21 protein-coding genes and 1 tRNA gene are annotated in these 23,059 nt (G+C 70.2%); 11 read left to right on the plus strand and 11 right to left on the minus strand.

Annotation, left to right across the window (positions count from 1 at the left end):
* Positions 1-11 precede the first annotated feature (11 nt).
* A complete protein-coding gene (locus MKL20_RS04000; protein ID WP_244035601.1) occupies positions 12-1,160 on the minus strand; it encodes an MFS transporter in 1,149 nt (382 codons plus the stop codon).
* A gap of 51 nt (positions 1,161-1,211) precedes the next feature.
* Between MKL20_RS04000 and MKL20_RS04005 the strand changes: the two genes are divergently transcribed.
* Complete coding sequence (locus tag MKL20_RS04005) at positions 1,212-1,532, plus strand: ArsR/SmtB family transcription factor (protein WP_244035602.1); 321 nt, start codon at positions 1,212-1,214, stop codon at positions 1,530-1,532.
* 118 nt (positions 1,533-1,650) lie between these two features.
* On the opposite strand, the gene MKL20_RS04010 is transcribed toward MKL20_RS04005, so the two are convergent.
* The 4 genes from MKL20_RS04010 to MKL20_RS04025 all read right to left on the minus strand — a co-directional run bounded on the left by MKL20_RS04010 (position 1,651) and on the right by MKL20_RS04025 (position 4,963).
* The gene (locus MKL20_RS04010) at positions 1,651-2,544 is read right to left on the minus strand and encodes an inositol monophosphatase family protein (RefSeq protein WP_244035603.1); all 894 of its coding nucleotides are present in this window, start codon (positions 2,542-2,544) and stop codon (positions 1,651-1,653) included.
* The gene (locus MKL20_RS04015; protein ID WP_244035604.1) at positions 2,541-3,116 is read right to left on the minus strand and encodes an NUDIX domain-containing protein; all 576 of its coding nucleotides are present in this window, start codon (positions 3,114-3,116) and stop codon (positions 2,541-2,543) included. Before MKL20_RS04015 ends, MKL20_RS04010 begins: the two co-directional genes overlap by 4 nt.
* Before the next feature lie 7 nt (positions 3,117-3,123).
* On the minus strand, positions 3,124-3,831 hold the full coding sequence (locus MKL20_RS04020; protein ID WP_244035605.1) for a glutathione binding-like protein: 708 nt from the start codon (positions 3,829-3,831) through the stop codon (positions 3,124-3,126).
* Between the two features lie 193 nt (positions 3,832-4,024).
* Positions 4,025-4,963 carry an SMP-30/gluconolactonase/LRE family protein gene (locus tag MKL20_RS04025; RefSeq protein WP_244035606.1) on the minus strand — a complete coding sequence of 313 codons (939 nt, stop codon included), beginning with the start codon at positions 4,961-4,963 and terminating at the stop codon, positions 4,025-4,027.
* 434 nt (positions 4,964-5,397) lie between these two features.
* Between MKL20_RS04025 and MKL20_RS04030 the strand changes: the two genes are divergently transcribed.
* Together MKL20_RS04030 and MKL20_RS04035 are read left to right on the plus strand one after the other, a co-directional pair.
* Positions 5,398-5,474 (plus strand) — tRNA-Pro (locus tag MKL20_RS04030).
* A 26-nt stretch (positions 5,475-5,500) separates the two neighbouring features.
* Positions 5,501-5,812, plus strand: coding sequence for an ETC complex I subunit (locus MKL20_RS04035; RefSeq protein WP_058191156.1), 312 nt, complete (start codon positions 5,501-5,503; stop codon positions 5,810-5,812).
* A 22-nt stretch (positions 5,813-5,834) separates the two neighbouring features.
* On the opposite strand, the gene MKL20_RS04040 is transcribed toward MKL20_RS04035, so the two are convergent.
* Together MKL20_RS04040 and MKL20_RS04045 are read right to left on the minus strand one after the other, a co-directional pair.
* Positions 5,835-6,293, minus strand: a complete 459-nt coding sequence (locus MKL20_RS04040; RefSeq protein ID WP_244035607.1) for a nucleoside deaminase — start codon at positions 6,291-6,293, stop codon at positions 5,835-5,837.
* A gap of 51 nt (positions 6,294-6,344) precedes the next feature.
* Positions 6,345-7,412, minus strand: coding sequence for a spore photoproduct lyase family protein (locus MKL20_RS04045; RefSeq protein ID WP_244035608.1), 1,068 nt, complete (start codon positions 7,410-7,412; stop codon positions 6,345-6,347).
* Positions 7,413-7,593: 181 nt separating this feature from the next.
* Between MKL20_RS04045 and MKL20_RS04050 the strand changes: the two genes are divergently transcribed.
* Complete coding sequence (locus MKL20_RS04050) at positions 7,594-9,621, plus strand: putative bifunctional diguanylate cyclase/phosphodiesterase (RefSeq protein ID WP_244035609.1); 2,028 nt, start codon at positions 7,594-7,596, stop codon at positions 9,619-9,621.
* An 858-nt stretch (positions 9,622-10,479) separates the two neighbouring features.
* Here MKL20_RS04050 and MKL20_RS04055 read toward each other — a convergent pair.
* The gene (locus tag MKL20_RS04055) at positions 10,480-11,202 is read right to left on the minus strand and encodes an SDR family NAD(P)-dependent oxidoreductase (protein ID WP_058193267.1); all 723 of its coding nucleotides are present in this window, start codon (positions 11,200-11,202) and stop codon (positions 10,480-10,482) included.
* Positions 11,203-11,378: 176 nt separating this feature from the next.
* On the opposite strand from MKL20_RS04055, the gene MKL20_RS04060 reads away from it, so the two are divergent.
* The 4 genes from MKL20_RS04060 (at position 11,379) to thiL (ending at position 14,316) form a co-directional block, all read left to right on the plus strand.
* Positions 11,379-11,945, plus strand: coding sequence for a carboxymuconolactone decarboxylase family protein (locus MKL20_RS04060; RefSeq protein WP_244035610.1), 567 nt, complete (start codon positions 11,379-11,381; stop codon positions 11,943-11,945).
* Positions 11,946-12,235: 290 nt separating this feature from the next.
* The gene (gene ribH / locus MKL20_RS04065) at positions 12,236-12,724 is read left to right on the plus strand and encodes a 6,7-dimethyl-8-ribityllumazine synthase (protein ID WP_244035611.1); all 489 of its coding nucleotides are present in this window, start codon (positions 12,236-12,238) and stop codon (positions 12,722-12,724) included.
* Between the two features lie 11 nt (positions 12,725-12,735).
* A complete protein-coding gene (gene nusB / locus MKL20_RS04070) occupies positions 12,736-13,317 on the plus strand; it encodes a transcription antitermination factor NusB (protein WP_279594510.1) in 582 nt (193 codons plus the stop codon).
* A 3-nt stretch (positions 13,318-13,320) separates the two neighbouring features.
* A complete protein-coding gene (thiL, locus tag MKL20_RS04075) occupies positions 13,321-14,316 on the plus strand; it encodes a thiamine-phosphate kinase (protein WP_244035612.1) in 996 nt (331 codons plus the stop codon).
* On the opposite strand, the gene MKL20_RS04080 is transcribed toward thiL, so the two are convergent.
* Positions 14,236-14,637, minus strand: a complete 402-nt coding sequence (locus MKL20_RS04080; RefSeq protein WP_244035613.1) for a hypothetical protein — start codon at positions 14,635-14,637, stop codon at positions 14,236-14,238. The two genes, thiL and MKL20_RS04080, sit on opposite strands and share 81 nt — an antisense overlap.
* Before the next feature lie 479 nt (positions 14,638-15,116).
* Between MKL20_RS04080 and MKL20_RS04085 the strand changes: the two genes are divergently transcribed.
* Positions 15,117-17,261, plus strand: coding sequence for a sodium-translocating pyrophosphatase (locus tag MKL20_RS04085; RefSeq protein WP_244035614.1), 2,145 nt, complete (start codon positions 15,117-15,119; stop codon positions 17,259-17,261).
* Positions 17,262-17,493: 232 nt separating this feature from the next.
* Here the strand turns inward: MKL20_RS04085 and MKL20_RS04090 are convergent, their stop codons facing one another.
* Together MKL20_RS04090 and MKL20_RS04095 are read right to left on the minus strand one after the other, a co-directional pair.
* On the minus strand, positions 17,494-18,192 hold the full coding sequence (locus MKL20_RS04090) for a haloacid dehalogenase type II (protein WP_243962456.1): 699 nt from the start codon (positions 18,190-18,192) through the stop codon (positions 17,494-17,496).
* 268 nt (positions 18,193-18,460) lie between these two features.
* Positions 18,461-19,588, minus strand: a complete 1,128-nt coding sequence (locus MKL20_RS04095) for an FAD-binding domain-containing protein (RefSeq protein WP_244035615.1) — start codon at positions 19,586-19,588, stop codon at positions 18,461-18,463.
* 285 nt (positions 19,589-19,873) lie between these two features.
* Here MKL20_RS04095 and MKL20_RS04100 point away from each other — a divergent pair, with 285 nt between their 5' ends.
* On the plus strand, positions 19,874-20,965 hold the full coding sequence (locus tag MKL20_RS04100) for an alkene reductase (protein ID WP_244035616.1): 1,092 nt from the start codon (positions 19,874-19,876) through the stop codon (positions 20,963-20,965).
* A gap of 170 nt (positions 20,966-21,135) precedes the next feature.
* Positions 21,136-23,049 (plus strand): PAS domain S-box protein, encoded by a 1,914-nt coding sequence (locus tag MKL20_RS04105; protein WP_244035617.1) that lies wholly within the window; start codon positions 21,136-21,138, stop codon positions 23,047-23,049.
* Positions 23,050-23,059: the final 10 nt, after the last annotated feature.

The following is a 23,059-nucleotide window of genomic DNA, read 5'->3' on the forward strand; positions in this document are numbered from 1 at the left end:
GCTCCGGACCCTCAGCCCGCCGCGACGCGCCTGACGCGAGCCAGGATCGCCACCTGCAGCGCAAAGCCCGCAGCCGCCACAGCGGCGGCGGCTGTTGGCAGGGCGGAGATTCCCGCCAGCGTGACCACCACGCCGCCGAGCGCCGCACCGGCCGCGCCGCCGAGGTAGTTCGCGGAGCTGTTCAGCGCGACGGCGACGCTGCCGTGATCGGGCCGGAGGTGCAGCAGGGCATGCTGCTGCGGCGCCTGCGAGGCCCAGCCCATCGCGCCCCAGATCAGCAACGGCAGGTAGCCAAGGAGCGGGGTGCCGAGCAGGCCGGGAAGCGCGGCGAGCGCCAGCGTCAGGGCGGCCAGGATCACGGCCATCAGCCGACGGGGATTGCGCGTCCGGTCGATCAGCGGGCCGACAGAAAAGCTGCCCACCATCCCGCCGATGCCCCAGGCCCAGAAATACGAGGCCGCAGCGGTGCCCAGCCCGGCCCGGTCGAGGAGCGGTGCCAGATAGGTGTACAGCCCGAGGCTGGCGATGGCGGTAAGGGACGTAACCATCACCGTGGCGACCACCGACGCGTCGGTCAGCAGGGCGGCGCGGGCCCGCCAGGATGGCGGCTCCGCGGCCTCGATGTCGGGCAGGCGTGCCAGGATCGCGGCCGTCGCGACGGCGCCCAGCAGTGTCACCATCCAGAGGGCGCTCTGCCAGCCGAGTCGTTCGGCGATCCACAACCCGGCCGGCACGCCGATGACCGTCCCGGTGCTCATGCCCCCGAGGGTCAGCGCCAGGGCGCGGCCCTTGCGGCCCGGCTCCACCAGCGTGGCCGCGGACGCGATCGCCACCGGCGCGTACAGACCGGCCGCGAGGCCGGCGAGCGCCCGGGCCAGGAGCAGCCCCAACAGGCCGGTGGCGAGGGCGCTCAGCATGTTCGCGATGGTGAAGACCGCGAGCGCCAGCCCGAGGATCCGCCGCACCGGCTTGCCGGCCAGCAGGGTGGCGCAGACCGGGGCCGCCAGCGCGTAGGCCAGGGTGAAGACCGTGACCGCCTGCCCGGCCTCGCCGGGCTCGACCTGGAACGCGGCGCCGATCCCCGGCAGCAGCCCCGCGACCACATACGCATCCAAGCCCAGGGCGAACATCCCGAGCGCCAGAACCGCGATTCGTCTCATGTCCCGCCGCCTCTTTACGATGTACGACGAAAATCGTACATAAACGGCGCCATGAGCCCCCGCAAGTTCTTCCATCCCGACGTCTCCGAGCTGACCCTGCATCGGATCCTGTTCGCCCTGAGCGATCCGACCCGCCTGGCGGTGGTGTCGGATCTGATGAAGGACGGTGAGCGCGCCTCGGGCGATCTCCTGGCCGAGAGCGTGCCGCGCTCGACCATGACGCACCATCTCAAGATCCTGCGGGAGGCCGGCGTGACGCGCACCCGCCCCGAGGGGATGCGCTGCCTGATCTCGCTGCGCCGGGAGGATGTCGACGCGCGCTTCCCCGGGCTCCTCGACGCGATCATGGCCCATGGCGGGGCCGAGGCGTGAGGGCGTGCCCTTCGGCGGGTTATCAGGGCAAAACCCTGATGTTGCAGGGCTCTGCCCTGCACCCGCAAAAGGTCGAAGACCTTTTGAAACCTGGATTTTTCAAGCGTGGGACTGGCCGCTAGGCCTTGCGGATCGCCCCAGCCAGATCGGCTGCCTGCGCCCGGTCCCGACAGACCAGCCAGAGGTCGTCGTGGGCGGACAACTCGGCGTCGAACAGGTCGATGAACGCGGCGGGCGGGGGAGCGAGGTCGGGCCAGTGGTAGAGGCGAAAGCCCAGCGCCTCGAACAGGGGCAGGATCGGCGCCAGGTCCCACAGCATGCTGTTGACAACCGTCGCGTCGAGCCGCCCGGTGGCCAGGAGCGCGGCGTCCGAGATCGACCCGCCCTCGCTCCAGGGGAACCAAGCCCGCCCGTAATCCAGGGTGAAGCGCTGCGCCGCGACGGCGAGCCAGCCGACATGGCCGGTGCGGCTGGTGGAGGGTTTCAGCGCGCGCAGGGCCTCCGTCCGGCGCCCGCCCCGGGTCGGCGCCCAGAACGCCCGGCCCTCGTAGGCCGCGAACAGGATGCCCCGGGCCGCCTCCGCGGATTCGATGCGGGCGGGGCCGGAGCGGTCCTCGTTCCAGGCCGGAAGGTTCAACACGCCGGCCCGGGGCCAGCCGGCGCGGCAGGCCGCTACCATCACGCCCCAGCCCGACAGGCCGCCCGCGAACGGCCGCGTGCCGTCGATCGGGTCACCCAGGAAGGTCCAGGCATCCCGGGCCAGCATCGCTGTCGCGGCCGCGTGCCCCAGATCGTCGGCGGTCTCCTCCTCGATCAGGTCGGGGCCGAAGCGGGCGTGCAACAGGCGGCTGACCGCGAGGTCGGCCTCGGTAAGCGCCTGGCCGAGATCGGGCCCCTTGTTGGTCATGGCGAGCCCCGATGCCCGCATCGCGAGCGCCAACGGGGCCGCGTCCTCGGCGAAGGCGAGCATCTCGGCCAGGACGGCGTCGATCGGGGCGTCGGGCTGGATCATGCGGCGAACAACTCGGGGCGGCGCAGCATCAGCGCCTGGACCAGGACCAGGGTCTTGAGATCGGCCAGGCGGCCGGAGCGCGCCTGCTCCGCCAGGGCAGCCAGGGGTAGCTCCAGCACTTCGACCTGCTCGCCCTCGCCGGGCAGGCCGCCGCCGGGGCCGACCCGGTCGGACTCCGTATAGGGCGCGAGGTAGAGCCACAGGCGCTCGGAGGAGACGCTCGGCATGCTGTAGGCGTGGGTCACGGGCTCGAGCCGTTCGAGCCGCAGGCCCGCCTCCTCCATCGCCTCGCGGATCGCGGTCGCTTCCGGCTCGCCGCCGTCGAGGCCCCCGGCGGGCGCCTCGTCGAGGGCCGCCGGCTCGCCCCAGAAGGCGGGGCCAACCCGGTTCTGCCGGACCAGTAGGGCGACCCGCCGCTCGGGATCGTAGGGTAGCACGCAGGCCGCCTCGCCATGGTCCTCCAGAGCCCGCGGCACCGTGCTGCCGTCGGGCTGGGTGAGCGTGGCGATGCCGAAGGTGTTCCAGCCCCTGTGGATCACCCGCAGGGGGAGGGCGGTCTGCGTGTCGGTCATGGACGGGTCAGCGCTGGGTGGTTGCGGCGGTCTGACCGAACATCACCTTCTTGGCGTCCTCGCTCATGGTCTTGCCGTGGTCGGGATTGACCTCGGGCGCCCGGGCATAGGCCGCCTTGGTGGCGGGCCGCTCCGCGATGGCGGTGAACCAGCGCTTGAGATTGGGGTGCTCGTCGAGGTTCTGGCCCTGCTTCTCCCACGGCACGATCCACGGGTAGCTGGCCATGTCGGCGATCGAGTATTCGGAGCCCGCGACGTAGGGGCGGTCGGCCAGGCGCCGGTCGAGCACGCCGTAGAGCCGGTTGGTCTCGTTGACGTAGCGCTTGATCGCGTAATCGATCTTTTCCGGCGCATACTGAGAGAAATGATGGTTCTGGCCCAGCATCGGCCCGAGTCCGCCCATCTGCCAGAACAGCCATTGCAGGACCTCGGCCCGGCCGCGCAGATCACTCGCAATGAACCGCCCGGTCTTCTCGGCGAGATACAACAGGATCGCGCCTGATTCGAACAGAGACACCGGCGCGCCGCCATCGGCCGGCTCGTCATCGACGATCGCCGGCATGCGGTTGTTCGGGGCGATCTTGAGGAAGCCCGGGTTGAATTGTTCGCCTTTACCGATGTTGATCGGCTTGATCCGGTAAGGGACGCCGGCCTCTTCGAGGAACATCGTGACCTTGTGGCCGTTCGGCGTCGGCCAATAGTACAGATCGATCATCGGATTGTGTCCCGCTGGCGCATCATCCCGGACGGTGGTGCCGGCTTTCGAAAAAGATGATGCCAAAACAAAGCCCTGGCGCCGCCTCGTGGATGCGCGATCCGGAAGGAGGCCCCGAGCCCCGGCGCTCGGGAGGTGGGCCTGCGACGCGCTCCGGTCAAGCATGGCCCGGGCCGGCTGCCGCAATGCGGTCTCACCCGCCGGGGCAGCCCTGGATATCCACGTAGAGGGCGTAGAGCGACTGGCTCGCCGCCATGAACAGGCGGTTCCTGTGCCGCCCGCCGAAGCAGAGATTGGCGCAGCGCTCCGGCAGGCGGATGCGGCCGATCAGGCGGCCCTCCGGGTTGAACACCATCACGCCGTCCAGCGCGTCGTCGCCCATGCCCCAGCCGCACCAGACGTTGCCATCGGTATCGCAGCGGATCCCGTCCGGCGTGCCCGGCCCGGCATCGATCAGGACCCGCCGGTCGCGCAGGGTCCGGCCGCCGACCACGTCGAAGGCCACGATGCGCCGGGTCGGCTCGCCGCGGGATTCGACGAGGTAGAGCCGCGACTCGTCCGGCGAGAAGCACAGGCCGTTCGGCCCGGCGATGTCGTCCGCGACCACGTCGAGAGCGCCAGTCTCCGCGTCCCGCCGGTAGACGTTCTGCGGCAGCTCGGATTCGGCCCGCTCGCCCTCGTAGAACCCGGCGATGCCGAAGGTCGGATCGGTGAACCAGACCGAGCCGTCGCGGGCGGTGACGACATCGTTCGGCGAATTGAGGCGCTTCCCGTCGAAGGACTCCGCCAGCACCGTGACCGCGCCGTCATATTCGGTCCGCACGACCCGGCGGCCGCCATGCTCGCAGGTGACGAGCCGCCCCTGCCGGTCGCGGGTGTTGCCGTTGGCGAATCCCGACGGTTTGCGGAACGCGCCGACCGCGCCGGTCTCCTCGTCCCAGCGCAGGATCCGGTTGTTGGGGATGTCGCTCCACAGGAGATAGCGCCCGTCCCCGAACCAGACCGGCCCTTCGCACCAGCGGCAGCCGGTGGCGAGCCGCTCGACCGCCGCGCTGAACACCCGGTAGCGGGCAAAGGAGGCGTCGAGGATCTCAATGGCCGGATCGGGATAGCGCGGGCTCGGCGTCCACACGGGGCTGATCTCCTCCCACCGGCACGCGGCTTTGCGCGTGGCGCCTGCGATACAGAATCGCCGGGGAGATGCCAGAGGATCGAGGGGCCGTCGCGCAGGCGGTCGACCTCGGTGGCCCTTCAAGGTCCGGTGAAGAAACCCGGAGCGCGACAGCGTGGGAGCGACGAGGACCAAGATCCCCCACCGCCGGTTGCCGACCCGCCTTTCCACCGCCCCCCAATGGAAATGCAGCCGGCTCGTCGGTGCGAGAATCAGCCCTCGCCGTCCCAATAAAAACCTTAGTCGCGACCGAATTGTCTGACAAGTGATCGATGCGGTTTCCGACGGCTTTTCGATCCGGTGCGGTTAATCGGCCTGGCATGCGTGCCGTCGCCGGCTGCCCCGTTGCGTCGGCCCCCCCGAAACGCTAGGGCTTGCGTGCCGTCATCGGCAGTCGGGGTGTGGCGCAGTCTGGTAGCGCACCTGGTTTGGGACCAGGGGGTCGTAGGTTCGAATCCTATCGCCCCGACCATTCGATCAGGAGCTTGTCGAGTTCAGATGCCGAGCGCCCGCATCTTCCGTCCCTCCCGTGACGCCACCCAGTCGGGCTTGGCCCGCACGAAGCAGTGGATCCTGGAGTTCGACCAGACCAGCCCGCGCGAGATCGATCCGCTGATGGGCTGGAACGGATCGGCCGACATGATGCAGCAGGTGCGTCTGGAGTTCGATACGGAGGAGGAGGCGGTGGCCTACGCCAAGCGCGAGGGTATCGCCTACCGGGTCGAGCAGCCGGCCAAGCCGGTGTTCCGTAAGGGCCTGTCCTACTCGGACAACTTCAAGTTCAACCGCACGGCACCCTGGACGCATTGAGGCATCGCATCCGGAGGCCGCGTCAGGATCCGCGGCGCGCCTGCCACGCGGCGTAGGGCGCTTCGCCCGCCGGCCGGATCTGGCTGAGGCGCATCGGCTGCTCGTCCAGGGGGCGGCACAGTTCCGCGTAGAGCGTCGCGTCAGCAGCCCCGTATTCCTCGGCCTCCTCGGCCGAGAAGGCGAAATAGCCCTCGCGAAAGCCTGCGAGCCGCATCGCGGCGTGGCACATCGGGCAGGGGCGGCCGCTCGCATACATCACGCAATCCGACAGGTCGCGTCGCTCCAGCACCTGGCTGGCTTCGCGCAAAGCCACCATCTCGGCATGGGCGCTGGGGTCGTTGGTGGCGTGCACCGTGTTGGCCGCCCGGACCAGCACGGCGCCATCGCGCACGATCACCGCGCCGTAGGGGGAGCCGCCGGCCAGGACGTTCGCCTCGGCCAGGGCGACCGCCTCGCGGATATAGGCCTCGTGGTCGGACATCGCTGCGCCTCTCCCGGAATGCCCGCGCCAACGCGCCGTCGGCCCGAGGGTTCAGAACGCGTAGCGCACCGTGCAGTACGGCATGGTCTCGGCCAGCAGGGCCTTGAACCGGGCGAGCCATTGGCCCTTCCAGCCGGTCCGGTAGCGCAGGTTAGTGCCGCCGCCCTCGGAGACCTTCGCTTCCTGGATGTCGGGCCGCCACAGCAGGTCCTCTGCCTTCGGGTGCCAGCCGAGATTCACCTCATGCAGGCCCGCATTGTGGGTCAGCATGATGATCTCGCACTTGAGCTGGGCCTTGGCGGCGTCCGAGAGCGTGCCGTCGATCTCGGCAAACAGCGCGCGCCAATCCGCCTCCCAGCCCTCATAGAGGATCACCGGCGAGAAATTGGCGTGGACCTCGTAGCCGGCGGCCACGAAGTCGTCGATCGCGGCGATCCGTTCCGGGATCGGGGTCGTGCGGACATCGACGATCTTGGCGATCCGGGCCGGCATCAGCGAGAACCGGATCCGGGTCTTGCGTTGCGGATCGTAGGCCAGCAGATCGCGGTTGACCGCCTTGGTGGCGAACGAGGCCTTGGCGTTCGGCAGGGTGCGGAACCGCTCGATGAAGGTGCGCACGCCGGTGCTCACCGCCGCATCCACCGAGAGGTCGCCGTTCTCGCCGATATCGTAGATCCAGTATTCCGGGTCGATCGTGTCGGGCTCCGGCAGGGGGCCCTGGCGCCCCGCGTGCCGGGCGATCGCCGCGCAGGCCTGGTCGATGTTCACGAACAGCGAGATCGGGTTCGAGATGCCCTTGCGGCGCGGCACGTAGCAATAGGCGCAGGCCATGGCGCAGCCGTTGGAGGTCGAGGGCGCGATGAAATGGGCGCTCCGGCCGTTCGGCCGCAGGGTCAGGCCCTTCTTCACGCCGAGCACCAGGGTCGAGCGCTTGATCCGCACCCAATCCTCCACCGAGCCTTCGTTGCCGTGGAGCGCCGGGATGTTCCAGTGCGACGGCACCGGGATGCGCTCCGCATCGGGGAAGCGCGCCAGGATGTCTCGACCGATCGGAAACGCGTCGACCGTGGGCTCGTGGTAGATCGTCCGGATGTCGAGGAGGTCGCTGGTCAGGGCCATGGGGGATCCGGGGCCCGGCGGCGGCCCGGCATGGGATATGGCGCGGGACGGCGGGACCGGAATGGCTTGCGACCGGCGGTCTCAATCCGGCGGGATCGATCAGTAGTAACCACGGATCGGCCTGTTCAACACTCTCTTACGACTCTTGGTCGATAATCGTGCGCCTCTGATTGGACGGACGATGACGCTTCACGACCTGGAGGAAACGCTCCCCGGGCTGGCGGGCCCCGCTCGGGCGCCCGACGCTTCGGGTCGGCGGCTGGCGGCGCTGGTCCGTCGCGACCAGCTCGAGGCGGTGCGCCGCAGCGTCCTCACGGCGATTCCCGTCAACATGCTGCTCGGGCTCGCCAGCGTGCTGGTGGCGTTCCAGGCCGGCAACGGCCGCGCCGGGATGATCTGGTACGCGGCCTCGACCGGCGCCAACCTGCTGCGGATCGGGCTGTGCCGGGCGGCCTGCCCGGGCCTCGCCCTCACGGCCGCGATGCCGCCGGACATGGCCGCGGAGGCCTCGCGCTCGGTGGAGGGGCATCTGCGGGCCTGCACCCTGGCGGCCTTGCTGTCGGGCCTGGTCTGGGCGTTCCTGCCGCTGCTCTGCGCCGGCTACACCTCGCCGCAGACCCTGTTCTACCTCACCATCACCTGCGGCATCACCGCCGGCGCGGTGACCCACGGCACCGCCTATGCCCGGATCCCGTTCAGCTTCATCCTGCTGCCGCTGCTGTCGGCGGCCCTTTGCCTGTTCGCCGTCGGCGGGTTCGATCGTGCCTGCCTGGCGGCCTGCGTGCTGCTGTATCTCGCCGCCCTGTCGCGCACGGCGTTCCAGAGCGAGGCGGGGTTTCGCGAGGCGAGCCGGCTGAAGAACGACGCCACCACGTTGGCGCGCTCCCGGGCCGAGGCCCAGGCCAGCGCCAACGCGCTGGTCGAGGAGATGCGCTGGCGCGCGACTCATGACGACCTCACCGGCCTGCTCAATCGCGCCGGCTTCATTCAGCAGGCCGAGGCGCGCCTGAACGCCGGAACCGCCTGTCTGCTGCTCCTCGACTTGGACGGCTTCAAGTCGGTCAACGACGTCTACGGTCACCAGACCGGTGACCGCGTGCTGGTCGAGGTCGCCCGCCGGCTGCGGGCCACGCTGCCGCCCGACGGCCTCGCCGCCCGGCTCGGCGGTGACGAGTTCGCGGTGCTGTACGATCCCGCCGGCGCCGGCGTGCCGTATGCGGACTTGGCCGCCGGCCTGATCGCGGCGGTCGCCCAGCCCTTCGACGGCTTCGACGAGGCGCGCCTCGGGGTCAGCATCGGCGTCCATGCGGAACCCGAGCCCAATCTGATGGAGATGCTGAGCTGCGCCGACGAAGCGCTCTACGCCTCGAAGGCCGCCGGCCGGAATCGCTTCCGCCTGTTCGACGCCGGCTTGCGCGATTGCCTGGAGATGCGGCGGGATCTGGAGCGCGACCTCTCGCACGCCCTGGTCGAGAACGCCCTCGAAGTGTGGTTCCAGCCGATCTACGCGCTGGATGCCCGCACCCTGGTCGGGCTGGAGGCGCTGGTGCGCTGGCGCCACCCGCGCCTCGGCTGGATCGCGCCCCCCGACCTGATCGCCGCGGCCGCGATGGCGGGGCTGACCGAGTCGCTCCTGCGCTTCATTCTCGATCAGGTCTGCCGGATGATGCAGATCCTGCGCAGCCAGGGGCTCGGCACCGTCCGGGTGGCGATGAACGTGTCGCCCCGGGAGATGGCGCAGATCCCGGTGGACGAGATCGTGATCGGGCGTCTCGGGGCGCTGGGCCTGCCGCCTGCGATGCTGGAGATCGAGATCACCGAGGAGACCGCCCTCGATCTCGGCGCCGTGCAGGGCAAGCTCCAGGCGCTCTCGCGCGCCGGCATCCGGGTCGCGCTGGATGATTTCGGCATCGGCTACTCGTCGCTGTCGTCTCTGCGCCAGCTCAGGGCCGACCGGATCAAGATCGACCGGAGCTTCGTCACCGGGCTCAGCGCCTCCGACGACAAGCGCGGTCTGGTCCTGGCGGTGCTCGGCCTCGGCAACCTGCTCGGGCTCGAAGTGGTGGCCGAAGGGGTCGAGTCGCAGGAGGATCTGCAGACGCTCCAGGCGATGGGCTGCCCGTTCCTGCAGGGCTACCATCTCGGCCGGCCGATGCCGGTCTCGACCCTCGAAGCCACGCTGTTCGCCAACCGGACGCAGGCGGCCTGACTCAGGCGGCGCGCGAAGTCGGGTTCCGCTTTCCCCTCCCCATTGCGGCTACGGGCTACACAGGTTTCGACCGTAGCCGTGATCATGCCATGGGTGCAGAAGGCGCGGGTCCCCTCTCCCGTGCGGGAGAGGGACAGGGTGAGGGATGCGACCTCTCCGGAAAGACCTAGTCCCTCACCCCAACCCTCTCCCGCACGGGAGAGGGGGGCGTTGCGGCCTGCAACAGCGCTTGTGCCTCAAACCTGTGTAGACCGTAGCCCTTGCGGGGAGGGGGCAGGGGTGGGGGTGGTGCAGGATGAGACGCAGCGGCGCCTTCTGGACCACCCCCACCTCCAACTTCTCCCCGCAAGGGCTAGCGAATTCACACATCTGGGTCGGCAGGATACGCTGGAGACACCGCGGCTCTCCCTCCCCCCTCTGCGGGGGAGGGTGGCCCCCGAAGGGGGTCGGGAGAGGGGAGCGCCGTGTCCGAACAGGTCGCGCGGGGCGTGAAACCCTGAATCGTCGCGCTGCCCCTCTCCTGACCCCTGCTGATGCAGGGGCCACCCTCCCCCGCAGAGGGGCTATCGGATTCACACATCCCCGGATGTGGCGCGGGTCCCCTCTCCCGTGCGGGAGAGGGACAGGGTGAGGGATGCGCGCTTTCCGGAAAAACCTGGTCCCTCACCCCAACCCTCTCCCGCACGGGAGAGGGGGCGCGTGGAGGCTTTCGCAAGCCGATGTGTGAACATCGTAGCTCTGCGGGGGGAGGGAGAGGCGCGTGTCCCCGACCGATGCCCGCATCGGCCGCCGATCTGTGAATGTCGTAACCCAGCCGAGAGAGGGCACGCATCGCGACCGGCAGTCCCCATCGCCGGGTCAAACGTGCTGGCCGCCGTTGATGTGCAGCTCGGCCCCGTTCACGTAGGACGAGGCGTCGGTGCACAGGAAGTAGATCGCCTTGGCGACCTCGTCCGGGGTGCCGAGCCGCCGCTGCGGGATCTGCTCGACGAGCTTTTCCGTGCCGGGCGACAGGATCGAGGTGTCGATCTCGCCGGGCGAGATCGCGTTCACCCGCACCCCGAGGGGCCCGAAATCGGCGGCCATCTCGCGGGTCAGGCCGGCGAGCGCCGCCTTGGAGGTGCCGTAGGCCGCGCCCGCGAACGGGTGGACCCGGGAGCCCGCGATGGAGGTGACGTTGACGATCGAGCCCCGAGCCCGGGCGAGCTCGTCGCGCAGGCCGCGGGCCAGCAGGATCGTGGCGAAGACGTTGACCTGGAACACCCGCTGCCAGCCGTCGAACTCGGTGGCCAGCGCCCCCAGGCGCTCGCCCGCGGGACCTTTGGGCGAGATGCCGGCATTGTTGACCAGCGCGTGTAGCACGCCGCCCTCGGCGTCGAGCCGGCCCCGGACCTCCTCGATGGCACGCATCGTGTCCTGGGCGTCCGCGAGGTCGACCTGGAGGTGGTCCTCGGGACCCATCTCCCAGGGGCAGTTCTCGGGAAACGCGTGGCGCGAGCAGGTGATCACCCGCCAGCCGGCCGCCGAGAAGCGCTTGACCGTGGCGTGGCCGATGCCCCGGCTCGCGCCCGTGAGCAGCATGATGCGCCGGCGTTCGTTGACGGGGAGGGCCAAAGCCGTAAGCCTCGCTGGCGGGGTTTCGGAATCGCGTCCGGATCGGGCGCTCGTCGTCCCGGTGAGCCTGAACGGTCTAGGCTGACAGGCACCGGAAATCCAGAGTGCGTCACAGGCGTACGGTACGGGAGATGAGGCAAGCCATGACGGGTACGGACCGCCTGCCGGAAATCCCGGCGGACACCCTCACCGACGCGCAGGCCAAGGCCGCGGAGGCGTTCAAGGCCGAGCGCGGGGTCCCAGTGTTCGGGCCGTTCGTGCCGCTGCTGCGCAGCCCCGAGCTGATGCTATGCGCCAGCCGCATGGGGCTGTACCTGCGCTACGGCAGTTCCCTGCCGCTGCGGATCAGCGAGTTCGTGATCCTGTTCGTCGCCCGGCTGTGGAATCAGCCGGTCGAATGGCAGATCCACCACCCGATCGCCCTCAAGGCCGGGGTCGCGCCGGAGACCGCGCAGGCCCTGGCCGAGGGCCGGCGTCCCGACACGATGAGCGACGACGAGGCGCTCGCCTACGCGTTCTCGACCGAGCTGCAGCATAACCGTGCCGTGAGCGATGCCACCTACGCCAACCTGGTGGCGCGGTTCGGCGAGCAGGGCGCGATCGATCTCACCGGCATCAACGGCTATTACGCGCTGCTCGCCATGACCATGAATGTCGGCCGCACGGCTTTGCCCGAGGACGGGCCGCCGCTGCCGCCGCTGGTCCGGTAGAGGCGGATTCAGGTCGGCGCGTGCCATCCGCCGATCCGGAGTTTCGGAGCCGCTGCGCGGCGCGTTCCGTGCTGGGTCCCGGATCAGGTTTCGCTTCGCTCCACCTGTCCGGGAAAAGGCGGGATGCGCCACGCAGTGGCCCCGCCAACCCGTCTCTCACGATGCGGTGCCGCGCCGTCGCTCCTGCGCCGCTTGTCGCGCCGGCCGCTTCGGTCTAACCGTCCCCTATCCCGTGGGCGCCCGAAGCGCGGCGCCCGCGCCAACCCCCGAAAAACCGACCGGACGCAGCCATGGTCGCCCATACCCGCGCCGCCACGGCGCCGATGCCCGCGGATCCGGCGCTTGCCGGCGCCCGCATCCTCGTCGTCGAGGCGCGCTACTACGACGCCCTGGCGGACGAGCTGCTGGCCGGCGCCCTCGCGGTGATCGAGGCCTTCGCCGCGCACGCCACCGTGGTGACGGTGCCGGGCGCCCTGGAGATCCCCGCCGCGGTGGCAATCCTGGCGGACGATTACGATGCCGTGGTGGCGCTGGGCTGCGTGATCCGCGGCGAGACCGGGCATTACGACATCGTGGCCGGCGAGAGCGCCCGCGCCCTGATGGACCTCTCGGTCCAGCGTCGGCTGCCGCTCGGCAACGGCATCCTGACCGTCGAGACCGAGGCGCAGGCGCTGGAACGCGCCCGGGTCGCCGAGATGAACAAGGGCGGCGGCGCGGCCGAGGCGGCGCTCGGGGTGCTCGCCCTCAAGCGCGCGGCCGAGGCGGCGCGCCCGCGATAACGAGAACCGACATGACCGGGACCCCCGAAACCAGGCCGGACGACATCGCCCAGGATGCCCCTGAGGAGACCGTCCGGGCGATCAGCCCGCGCAGCGGCGCGCGCCTCTCCGTGGTGCAGGCGCTCTACGAGATGGACATCTCCGGCAAGGGCGTCCTCGACGCGCTCGCCGAGTTCGAGGCGTTCTGGATCGGCCAGGAGGTCGACGGGATCCTGCATCCCAAGGCCGAGACCGCCTTCTTCCGCGACCTGCTGCGCGGCACCGTGGAGGAGCAGCGGGCGATCGACCAGAAGCTCGATCAAGCGCTGGCCCAGGGCTGGCCGCTCCGGCGCATCGAGATCGTGCTGCGGGCGATCATGCGGGCCGGCGCCTACGAGCTGATGTTCCGGCCCGACGTGCCGGCGCCCGCGGCGATCTCCGAATATGTCGACGTGGCCCACAGCTTCTACACCGCCGACGAGCCGGGCCTCGTCAACGCCGTGCTCGACCGGGTCGCCCGGGAGGTCCGGCCGGGCGAGATGAGCGCGCCCAAGGGCGGCGGCAAGGCTCCCGGTAAGCCGGGCTCCGGGAAGCCGCCTGCCAAGAAAGCCTGAGCCGTGGCCGAGCCGGGTCGCGCCTCCGAGGAGGGGCTGATCGCCCGCTATTTCGCCCCGCTGGCGGGACCGGGGGCGGACGGGCTCCGGGACGATGCCGCGACCCTGACCCCGACCCAAGGGCACGATCTCGTCGTCACCGCCGACGCGGTGGTGGCCGGGATCCACTACTTCCCCAACGATCCCCCGGGCTCGATCGCCCGCAAGGCGCTGGGGGTGAACCTGTCCGACATCGCCGCCAAGGGCGCGGTGCCGCGCGGCTTCCTGCTGACCCTAGCGCTGCCCGACGACTGGACGGAGACGTGGCTCGCCGGCTTCTCCGAGGGGCTCGGCGCGATGGCCGCGGAGGCCGGCTGCCCGCTGCTCGGCGGCGATACGGTGCGCTCCGGCGGGCCGGCCTTGATCGGGGTCACGGCGTTCGGCGAGGTGCCGGGCGGCGGCATCGTCCGGCGCGGCACCGCACGGGTCGGCGACCGGATCTGCGTCAGCGGCACGATCGGCGACGCGGCGCTCGGCCTGCGGCTGCGCCTGGAGCCGGAGGCGGCCTGGGCGGCGTCCCTCGACCCGGCGCAGCGGGCGGTGCTGGCCGACCGCTACCTGCATCCGCGCCCGCGCCTCGCCCTGGCGGGCGTGATCCGCCGCCACGCCTCGGCGGCGATGGACGTGTCCGACGGGCTCGCCGGCGACCTCGCCAAGATGCTGGGCGGAGGCCGCAGTGCCCGGATCGCGGTCGAGACCGTGCCGCTCTCGGAGGCCGCCGCCCGGGTGCGCGCGGCGGAGCCCGGCCTGATCGAGCCGATCCTGACCGGCGGCGACGATTACGAGATTCTCTGCACCGCAGCCCCGGAGCGGCTCGACGCGCTCCTGGCCGAGGCGGCGGAAGCCGGCATCCCGCTCACCGCCATCGGCACCGTCACCTCAGGCGACGGCCCGCCCGGCTTCGAAATGGGCGATGGCGCTGCGCGCGTGTTCGCGGCTGGGGCGTTCAGCCACTTCTGAGGCCGGGCCCGGGTTGGTCCGGCCCAGCACGATGTGGGTGACCCCCTCGGGCTGCCGGCCGATCTGGCGGCGGACCTCGTCCATCATGCCGGCCGCCACGATCGGCATCCACAGGGCCAGGTCGCCGGGCGTCAGCGCGGAGCGGCCGGTGACCGCTTCCTCCGGGCGGGGCGGGGTCGAGAAGGCCCGCTGCAGGATGTGCAGGAGGTCGCCCTGGGCCGCTTCCGGCTGGGCCGCGACCCGCTCGGCGATCAAAAAGTGCACCGCCCCCGTCAAGACCTCGATCGTCGCCGCCAGCTTGGCGACCTGGTCGCTGCTCATGTCCAGCCCCATCCGGTTATACAACCGGAAGTAGAAGACGGTATGGTTAATCGCGGGTTAAGCGCCCCATTCCCGCGAAGAATCCGGTCCCGCACCGGGCGCACGCTGCGAAGAAATGGCACCGCCGGACCGCGTCTCTTCGGCGTGTCTTCGCGGCGAGGCTTCGCCAGGATTTGGCGCAGTGCAGCATTCGCATCCCGCACCGCCGACGGCGTAAAACCGGGCGTTTGCGCTCACCGGCGAAGTTTGGCAACACATGTCGGGCCGATCACGCCATGGTCGGGCCGACTCTTATCCTTTGCTGAGACGCATCACTGTCGCCGAGCCGGTCTCCCCGACGGCGGTGGTCGCGCCAAGACTGACCTTTGGGAAGGAATGCCCCGAATCGAGCGCCACGTCCCATGATCGTCGAAACACGGTCAAGCTCGACAAGAATCACAAGCCCCCGCCAGGCACGATAAGAACAAGGACGGTAGAGCATGATCCCCTTGGCTTTGATCATCGTGGGCGGGCTCTGTGCCGTCGCCTACGGCATCGTCACGATCCTCGATCTGATGCGACGGGACGCCGGCACCCAGCGCATGCAGGAGATCGCCGCCGCCATCGCGGAGGGCGCGCAGGCCTATCTGAAGCGGCAATACCTCACCATCGGCCTGGTCGGCGTGGTGCTGTTCGTGCTGCTGGCGGTGTTTCTCGGGATCAAGGTCGCGGTCGGCTTCCTGATCGGCGCAGTCCTGTCGGGGGCGGCCGGGTTCATCGGCATGAACGTCTCGGTGCGGGCCAATGTCCGCACGGCCCAGGCGTCCTCGACCTCGCTGGGCGCCGGCCTCGACATGGCGTTCAAGTCCGGCGCGGTGACCGGCATGCTGGTCGCCGGCCTCGCGCTCCTGGGGGTCGCCTTCTACTACCTCTACCTCACCCGCGGCGCCGGGCTCGACCCGTCGAGCCGCGAGGTGATCGACGCGCTGGTGGCTCTGGGCTTCGGCGCCTCGCTGATCTCGATCTTCGCCCGGCTCGGCGGCGGCATCTTCACCAAGGGCGCCGATGTCGGCGGCGACCTCGTCGGCAAGGTCGAGGCCGGGATCCCGGAGGACGATCCCCGCAACCCGGCCACCATCGCCGACAACGTCGGCGACAATGTCGGCGACTGCGCCGGCATGGCGGCCGACCTGTTCGAGACCTACGCGGTGACCATCGTGGCCACCATGGTGCTGGCCGCGATCTTCTTCTCCGGCCCCACCGGCAGCGGCCGGGCGGTGCTCGAGCCGATGATGCTCTATCCGCTCGCCATCGGGGCGGCCTGCATCGTCACCTCGATCGCCGGCACCTACGCGGTGCGGCTCTCGGCCAACCAGTCGATCATGGGCGCCCTGTACAAGGGGCTGATCACCGCGGGCGTGCTGTCCGTGGTGGCGATCGCCATCGTCAACCTCACCCTGCTGGGCGGCTTCTCGACGGCGTTCACCACCTCGACCGGGGTGACCTTCACGTCGGGCGGCCTGTTCGGCTGCGCGGTGATCGGGCTCGCCATCACGGCGCTGATCGTGGTGATCACCGAGTATTACACCGGCACCAACTACCGCCCGGTGAAGTCGATCGCCGACGCCTCGGTGACGGGCCACGGCACCAACGTGATCCAGGGCCTGGCGATCTCGCTGGAATCGACCGCGCTGCCGGCCCTCGTGATCGTGGCCGGCATCATCAGCACCCATGCGCTGGCCGGCCTGTTCGGCATCGCCATCGCGGTCACCGCGATGCTGGCGCTGGCCGGCTTCATCGTGGCGCTGGACGCCTTCGGGCCGGTCACCGACAATGCCGGCGGCATCGCCGAGATGGCCGGCCTGCCCCCGGACGTCCGCAAGTCCACGGACGCGCTGGACGCGGTCGGCAACACCACCAAGGCGGTGACCAAGGGCTACGCGATCGGCTCGGCCGGCCTCGGCGCCCTGGTGCTGTTTGCCGCCTACACGTCCGACCTGAACTACTTCATCGCCAATGCCAGCCCGACGCAGTACCGGTTCTTCCAGGGCGTCAGCGTCGATTTCTCCCTGTCCAATCCGTACGTGGTGGTGGGGCTTCTGCTCGGCGGCCTGATCCCGTTCCTGTTCGCCGGCATCGCCATGACGGCGGTCGGCCGGGCGGCGGCCGCGGTGGTCGAGGAGGTCCGGCGCCAGTTCCGGGAGAAGCCCGGCATCATGCAGGGCACCGACCGGCCGGATTACGGACGGGCGGTCGACATGCTGACCCGGGCGGCGATCAAGGAGATGATCGTCCCGTCGCTGCTGCCGGTGCTCTCGCCGATCGTGATCTTCTTCGTGATCCAGCTGATCGCCGGCAAGAGCCAGGCCTTCGCCACGGTGGGCGCGAGCCTGCTCGGCGTGATCCTCACGGGCCTCTACGTCGCGGTCTCGATGACCTCGGGCGGCGGCGCCTGGGACAACGCCAAGAAGTACATCGAGGACGGCCACCACGGCGGCAAGGGCTCCGACGCCCACAAGGCCGCGGTGACCGGCGACACGGTCGGCGACCCCTACAAGGACACGGCCGGCCCCGCGGTGAACCCGGCGATCAAGATCACCAACATCATCGCCCTGCTGCTGCTGGCGGTGCTGGCGCATTATTGAGGGGCGGGGCGGCGATCCTGCATGGGGCCAGACGCTTCATGCAGGATCGAACCGCCGCTCCAGCGTCGGACGCCCGACCGAGCGGCTGAACGCAATCGGCATGGCCGGGGGGGATGTCTGAGACGGGTGGATTTGCGACGGTCTGCTTCCGGTCGATGACCGAAGGAATCAGACATCGCCGTCGCACCCGCTCGCGACCCTTTGTGAACCCATAGACTCGCTCGGAAGCCGTTCAAGACGCCGACAGCACGTCGGGCAAACCCTTCAGGTCGTCCAACTTGGCGTGCGGCGGCCAGTCTGGGTTCAGCGGCTCGCCGACCCGGTCGATCCACACGGACCGGATGCCGAGTTCGTGGCAGACCTTGAGGTCGGTGAACTGCCCCATGCCGACGTGCACGGTCTCCTCCTTTGTCACGCCCAAGGTAGCGTAGGCGTGCAGGAAGAGCCGGTGGTCGGGCTTGTAGGCGCGGGCCTGCTCGGCGGTGATGACGAAGTCGATCGGGACCCCGATCGCCGCGACGGTGCCGGCGATCAGGTCGTCGTCCGTGTTGCTGATGATCGCGAGCCGGTAGCGTGCGCGCAAGCGACTGAGAGCGGCCGGAACGTCGGGGTGCGGTTCAATCCGGCTGAGGGTCGATAGCAGCAGCTCCTCGTCCTCGGGCTTCGCTGTATGACCGGCCTCGGCGAGGGCTACGGCGAGGGCAGAACGCAGGACAGACTTGTAGTCGCAGTAGGGCGGGCGCTGCTGCCGCTCTACGGCGGCGCTGCGCAGCCGGTCAGCCAGAGCGACCGACTGGTCTTGCGCATCAGGTTCCGTAAGACGTCCGGCCAGGATCGCGCGGGCCGCAGACCGTACAGCGTCATGCCACCGGACTAGGGTGCCGTAGCAGTCGAAGGTGATCACCTTCGGCACAGGTTGCAGTTGCAGCATGATTGCTCCCACCGGACGGTCCTACGCGAACTATCCCTACCCACCACGTCCTCTGTCCACCTCTGAGGTGAAGTTGCCGGACGGCCGACGAATGGCTGCTTACGGGAAGCGCCCATGGAGACTTGAGCGGCCGGGTTGGGTCGCAAGCAACCACCTTAAGCGCAAGCTGATGGGTTCAGACCCCAGGATAGGCGCAAAGCAGGGCTGTCGTATCGGTCCGGCCGGCGCCCCTATCCTTCCTGGCCACGACGCCCCCCCTCGACGATCACTACGGCAGCAGCTGCGGGATGGCCTTCTTCACCCGGGCATAGCCGCGGGTGGCCAGCGGCCAGGCGACTTCGTCCCAGGGCCGCCGGACGCGCAGGCACGCGTCCGGGAGGGCATCCGCGGACGGGCCGACCGGGGCCCAGGCCGTGACGACCGGATGGGCGTCGGACCAATCCGGGGCGACCGGTCCCGCCGGACAGCCGAAATGCGCCGCCGCGCGCGCCAGGGCATCGGCCATCGCCGCTGAATCGGCCGCCCGAACCCTGTCCGACGCGCCGGGGACGTGGGCGACGAGGCCCGCGACCCGGACCACCCGGGCGTCCCCCAACGGCAGGCTCTCCGGGTGCAGGTCGTCGAGATGCAGCAGCAGGGCGACCGCGCCGGCCGGCGCCGCGTCGGCCCGCGGCAGCGCGATCTCGCGCGGCGGGTTCGATTCGTCGAGGGAATCCGGATACTCGTCGAGCCCGGCGGGATCGAACCGGCCCTCCGTGTAGCGCCGGATATTCTCGGCGCGGGCGACGTAATGCTTGCCCCGCGTGTGCAGGCCCGCCACCCAGCGCCAGGACAGGGTGTTGCTCGCCGGGTCGCCATCGACGAGATGGCGCAGGAAGAAGTCGGCACCGAGCGCCCAGGGCAGGCGCAGGGTGAAGATCCAGATCGAGGCGAACCACATCCGGGCATGGTTGTGCAGCCAGCCGGTCTCGACCAGCTCGCGCGCCCAATCGTCGAAGCCGTCGATGCCGGTCCGGCCCTCGACCGCGCGCGCGTAGGTCCGGCGCAGCCCGGGCTCGGCGGCGAGCCGCGCGCGGTCCGCCGCGGCCAGGGCCAGAAAGTCCGTCCAGGCGACCGGATGGGTCTCCAGATGGCCCTTGAAGTAGGTCCGCCAGAACACCTCGGAGACGAATTTCTCGGCGCCGCCGTCGCCGAAGGCGCTGTCGGCCGCGGCCACCACCTCGGCCTCGGTGATCAGGCGCCGGCGCAGATAGGGCGACAGCGCCGAGGTGGTCGGCCGCGCCTGCGTGCCACGGTCGGTGTTGCGCGAGGCGGCGTAATCGGCACCGGCCTCCGCGAGGAAGGCGGAGAGACGGTCGAGCCCGGCATCCCGGGTCATGGGGAAGATGCGATCCATGCCGCTGAGCTAGCGCAGGACCTCGCGGGCGCGGCTGCGACCCATTCCCTGCCCGGCGGCGACACGGCCTGTCGCGCCTCCGACTTTCGGCGTTGCACCCCGGCTGACCAACCAGGAATGCTCCCCGATTCCCGAAACTCCTGGGATGATTCCACGTCCCTGGGACGTGTGCTCGCGCACGGACCGATCCCCCATGGTGCGCTGCACCCTGGCATCACCGCGCCGCGACGCCACCTCGGCGTCTGACACACGGAGGCGGCGCCGCCGCACCAGCACGAGGTTTCCATGCCGTCCCTGCTAGACCCGATCCGCATCGGTGCCATCGAGGCGAAGAACCGGATCTTCATGGCCCCGCTCACCCGCGGCCGCGCCACGCGCGAGCACGTGCCGACCCCGCTCATGGCCGAGTACTACGCTCAGCGTGCCGGCGCCGGGCTGATCCTCACCGAGGCCACCGGCATCTCCCAAGAGGGGCTGGGCTGGCCGTTCGCGCCGGGCATCTGGTCCGACCAACAGGTCGATGCCTGGCGGCCGATCGTGAAGGCCGTGCACGATCGCGGCGGCAAGATCGTCTGCCAGATCTGGCATATGGGCCGGCTGGTCCATCCGGACTTCCTGGGCGGTGAGAAGCCGGTCTCGGCCTCGCCCATCACGGCCCCGGACCAGGCGCACACCTTTTCCGGCAAGAAGCCCTACGCCGAGCCGCGCGCGCTGGAGGTCTCCGAGATCCCGCGGCTGCTCGCCGATTACGAGCGCGCCACCGCCAACGCCATCGCGGCCGGGTTCGACGGGGTGCAGATCCACGCCGCGAACGGCTACCTGATCGACGAGTTCCTGCGCGACGGCACCAACCACCGCACCGACCAGTATGGCGGCTCGATCGCCAACCGCGTGCGATTGCTGCGCGAGGTGACCGACGCGGTCGCCGGGGTCGCCGGGCCGGAGCGCACCGGCGTGCGCCTGTCACCGAACGGTGAGATTCAGGGCTGCAACGATTCGGATCCGGAGGCCCTGTTCGTGGCCGCCGCCCAGGCGCTGGCCGACAGCGGTATCGCCTTCCTGGAAATGCGCGAGCCCGGCCCGGACGGGACCTTCGGCAAGGCCGACCACCCGCCGATCGCCCCGGCGATGCGCAAGGTGTTCCGCAACCCGCTGATCCTCAACGCCGATTACGACGGCGTGAGCGGCCAGAAGGTGCTGGATGCCGGGCAGGCCGACGCGATCGCGTTCGGCCGGACCTTCATCGCCAACCCGGACCTGGTCGAGCGGATCGCCAAGGGCGCGCCGCTCGCCAAGGACGAGGCCGCCACCTGGTACAGCCAGGGGCCGAAGGGCTACACCGACTATCCGACCCTCGACGAGGCCCGGGCGGCCTGATCGCCTGCTTCAACGCGGTGCCGGGGCCTGCGCGACGGGCCCCGGCACTCTGGAAATCGCATGCGGACTGTGCGGTTGCTCGTCCTGCACCGTCACCAAGGACGCGAAAACCTTAATCCGCGGTCGTGCCTAGGCATCCAGCCGATCTGCGCCTATTTGAGCGCAAGACCATGGATGTGCCGCCCCCCCACTCACGCGCGGATCTCGAACCGACCGACCGGCGCTGGAGCAGAGCGGACCGGCTCGCGGAACTGCACGACCTCGCGATCCTCGATAGCGAGCCGGAGCCGCTCTACGACGATCTCGTCCGCATCGCCGCCCATGTCTGCCGCGCGCCGGTCGCCCTGGTCAGCCTGGTCGATGCCGAGCGGCAATGGTTCAAGTCGGAATTCGGCCTCGGCCAGCGCGAATTGCCGATCAACTGCTCGGTTTGCGCCCACACGATCGAGGCCGGCGAAAGCCTGATCATCCCCGATCTCGCCGACGACCCGAGGACCATCGACAACCCGCTGGTGACCGGGGGGCCGGGTTTCCGGTTCTACGCCGGGGCGGTGATCCGGGGTTCGCAGGGTATCCCGCTCGGAGCGCTCTGCGTCCTCGACCGGGTGACGCGGCCGGAAGGCCTCGATGCCGATCAGAAAGCCACCCTGACCGCCCTGGCGCGCCAGATCTCGACGCTGCTCGAAACCCGCCGGACCCATGCCCAGGTGGCCGCCCGGGAGGCCGAGCTTGCCGCCAGCGAGCGCCGCTTCCGGGTGATGACCGCGGCGATGCCCCAGATGGTCTGGACTACCCTGCCGGACGGGTTCCACGACTATTACAACGACCGCTGGTACGAATTCACCGGCATGCCCTACGGCTCCACCGACGGCGAGGGCTGGAACGGCGTGTTCCACCCGGACGACCAGGAGCGGGCCTGGACGCGCTGGCGCCATTCGCTCGCCACCGGCGAGCCCTACGAGATCGAGTACCGCCTGCGCCATCGCGACGGCAGCTACCGGTGGACGCTGGGCCGGGCCATGCCGATCCGCGACGCGGAGGGGCGGATCGAGCGCTGGTTCGGCACCTGCACCGATATCGACGACCTGAAGCGGGCCGAGGACGAGGCGCGCAAGCTCGCCGCCATCGTGGAGACCTCCAAGGACTTCATCGGCCTCTGCACCCTGGACGGGGCCGTCACCCATCTCAACGAGGCGGCCCTGGCCCTGGTCGGCCTAGCCGACCTCGCCGCCGCCCGCCGGCACCGGATGGAGGATTTTTTCTGCGCGGATAGCCGCCGGGTGCTCGCAGAGACCGTGATGCCGGCGGTGCGGCGCTCCGGCTACTGGGAGGGCGAGCTCGCCTTCCGGCATTTCGGCACCGGCGAGCCGGTGGCGGTGCTGTACAACATCTTCCCGGTGCGCGACCCGACCGGCGCCGAGATCGGCTACGCCACCGTCACCCGGGACCTGCGCGAGGCCAAGCGCGCCGAGGAGGCCCGCGACCTGCTGATCCGCGAGCTGTCTCACCGGATCAAGAACATCTTTGCCGTGGTCGGCGGCCTGGCGGCGCTCACGGCCCGGAGCGACCCGGCGGCCAAGCCGTTCGCGGCGGCGTTCCGGGAGCGGCTCGGCGCCCTCGCCCGGGCGCACGAATATGTCCGCCCGCATTCCCCCGAGAGCGCCCCCGAGGTCGAGGGCCAGACGGTCCTCGGACTGATGCGCCTGATCATGGCCGCCTACGAGGAGGGCGGCCGGGCCCGCGTCGCGATCTCCGGCGACGATGCCGCGATCGGCGAGCGCACCGCCACGGCGCTGGCGCTGATCATGCACGAGCAGGCCACCAACGCGATGAAGTATGGCGGGCTCTCCACCAAGGAGGGCGGCGTTACCTTGAGCGGCCTGCGCGACGGCGAGCGCTACACCCTCACCTGGGCGGAGGCCGGCGGCCCTCCGGTCACGGCGAAACCCTCCCGCAAGGGTTTCGGGACGGTGCTCGCCGAGCGCAGCGTCGCCGGCCAGCTCGACGGCGTGCTGGAGCACGATTGGGCGCCGGGCGGCCTGCTGATGCGGCTCAGCGTGCCCCTCGAGAATCTCCGCCACTGACATGGGCCCT

This window comes from Methylobacterium sp. E-066, assembly GCF_022829635.1.
Lineage (GTDB): Bacteria > Pseudomonadota > Alphaproteobacteria > Rhizobiales > Beijerinckiaceae > Methylobacterium.

Bases quoted from the DNA above. Each gene is read 5' to 3' on its own strand.
- MKL20_RS04000 (WP_244035601.1), bottom strand. From the start codon at position 1,160: ATGAGACGAATCGCGGTTCTGGCGCTCGGGATGTTCGCCCTGGGCTTG.
- MKL20_RS04100 (WP_244035616.1), top strand. From the start codon at position 19,874: ATGCCGTCCCTGCTAGACCCGATCCGCATCGGTGCCATCGAGGCGAAG.
- MKL20_RS04080 (WP_244035613.1), bottom strand. From the start codon at position 14,637: ATGAGCAGCGACCAGGTCGCCAAGCTGGCGGCGACGATCGAGGTCTTG.
- MKL20_RS04085 (WP_244035614.1), top strand. From the start codon at position 15,117: ATGATCCCCTTGGCTTTGATCATCGTGGGCGGGCTCTGTGCCGTCGCC.
- MKL20_RS04095 (WP_244035615.1), bottom strand. From the start codon at position 19,588: ATGGATCGCATCTTCCCCATGACCCGGGATGCCGGGCTCGACCGTCTC.
- MKL20_RS04055 (WP_058193267.1), bottom strand. From the start codon at position 11,202: ATGCTGCTCACGGGCGCGAGCCGGGGCATCGGCCACGCCACGGTCAAG.
- MKL20_RS04090 (WP_243962456.1), bottom strand. From the start codon at position 18,192: ATGCTGCAACTGCAACCTGTGCCGAAGGTGATCACCTTCGACTGCTAC.
- MKL20_RS04015 (WP_244035604.1), bottom strand. From the start codon at position 3,116: ATGACCGACACGCAGACCGCCCTCCCCCTGCGGGTGATCCACAGGGGC.
- nusB (WP_279594510.1), top strand. From the start codon at position 12,736: ATGACCGGGACCCCCGAAACCAGGCCGGACGACATCGCCCAGGATGCC.
- MKL20_RS04050 (WP_244035609.1), top strand. From the start codon at position 7,594: ATGACGCTTCACGACCTGGAGGAAACGCTCCCCGGGCTGGCGGGCCCC.
- MKL20_RS04060 (WP_244035610.1), top strand. From the start codon at position 11,379: ATGACGGGTACGGACCGCCTGCCGGAAATCCCGGCGGACACCCTCACC.
- ribH (WP_244035611.1), top strand. From the start codon at position 12,236: ATGGTCGCCCATACCCGCGCCGCCACGGCGCCGATGCCCGCGGATCCG.
- MKL20_RS04005 (WP_244035602.1), top strand. From the start codon at position 1,212: ATGAGCCCCCGCAAGTTCTTCCATCCCGACGTCTCCGAGCTGACCCTG.
- MKL20_RS04040 (WP_244035607.1), bottom strand. From the start codon at position 6,293: ATGTCCGACCACGAGGCCTATATCCGCGAGGCGGTCGCCCTGGCCGAG.
- MKL20_RS04045 (WP_244035608.1), bottom strand. From the start codon at position 7,412: ATGGCCCTGACCAGCGACCTCCTCGACATCCGGACGATCTACCACGAG.
- MKL20_RS04105 (WP_244035617.1), top strand. From the start codon at position 21,136: ATGGATGTGCCGCCCCCCCACTCACGCGCGGATCTCGAACCGACCGAC.
- MKL20_RS04035 (WP_058191156.1), top strand. From the start codon at position 5,501: ATGCCGAGCGCCCGCATCTTCCGTCCCTCCCGTGACGCCACCCAGTCG.
- MKL20_RS04020 (WP_244035605.1), bottom strand. From the start codon at position 3,831: ATGATCGATCTGTACTATTGGCCGACGCCGAACGGCCACAAGGTCACG.
- MKL20_RS04010 (WP_244035603.1), bottom strand. From the start codon at position 2,544: ATGATCCAGCCCGACGCCCCGATCGACGCCGTCCTGGCCGAGATGCTC.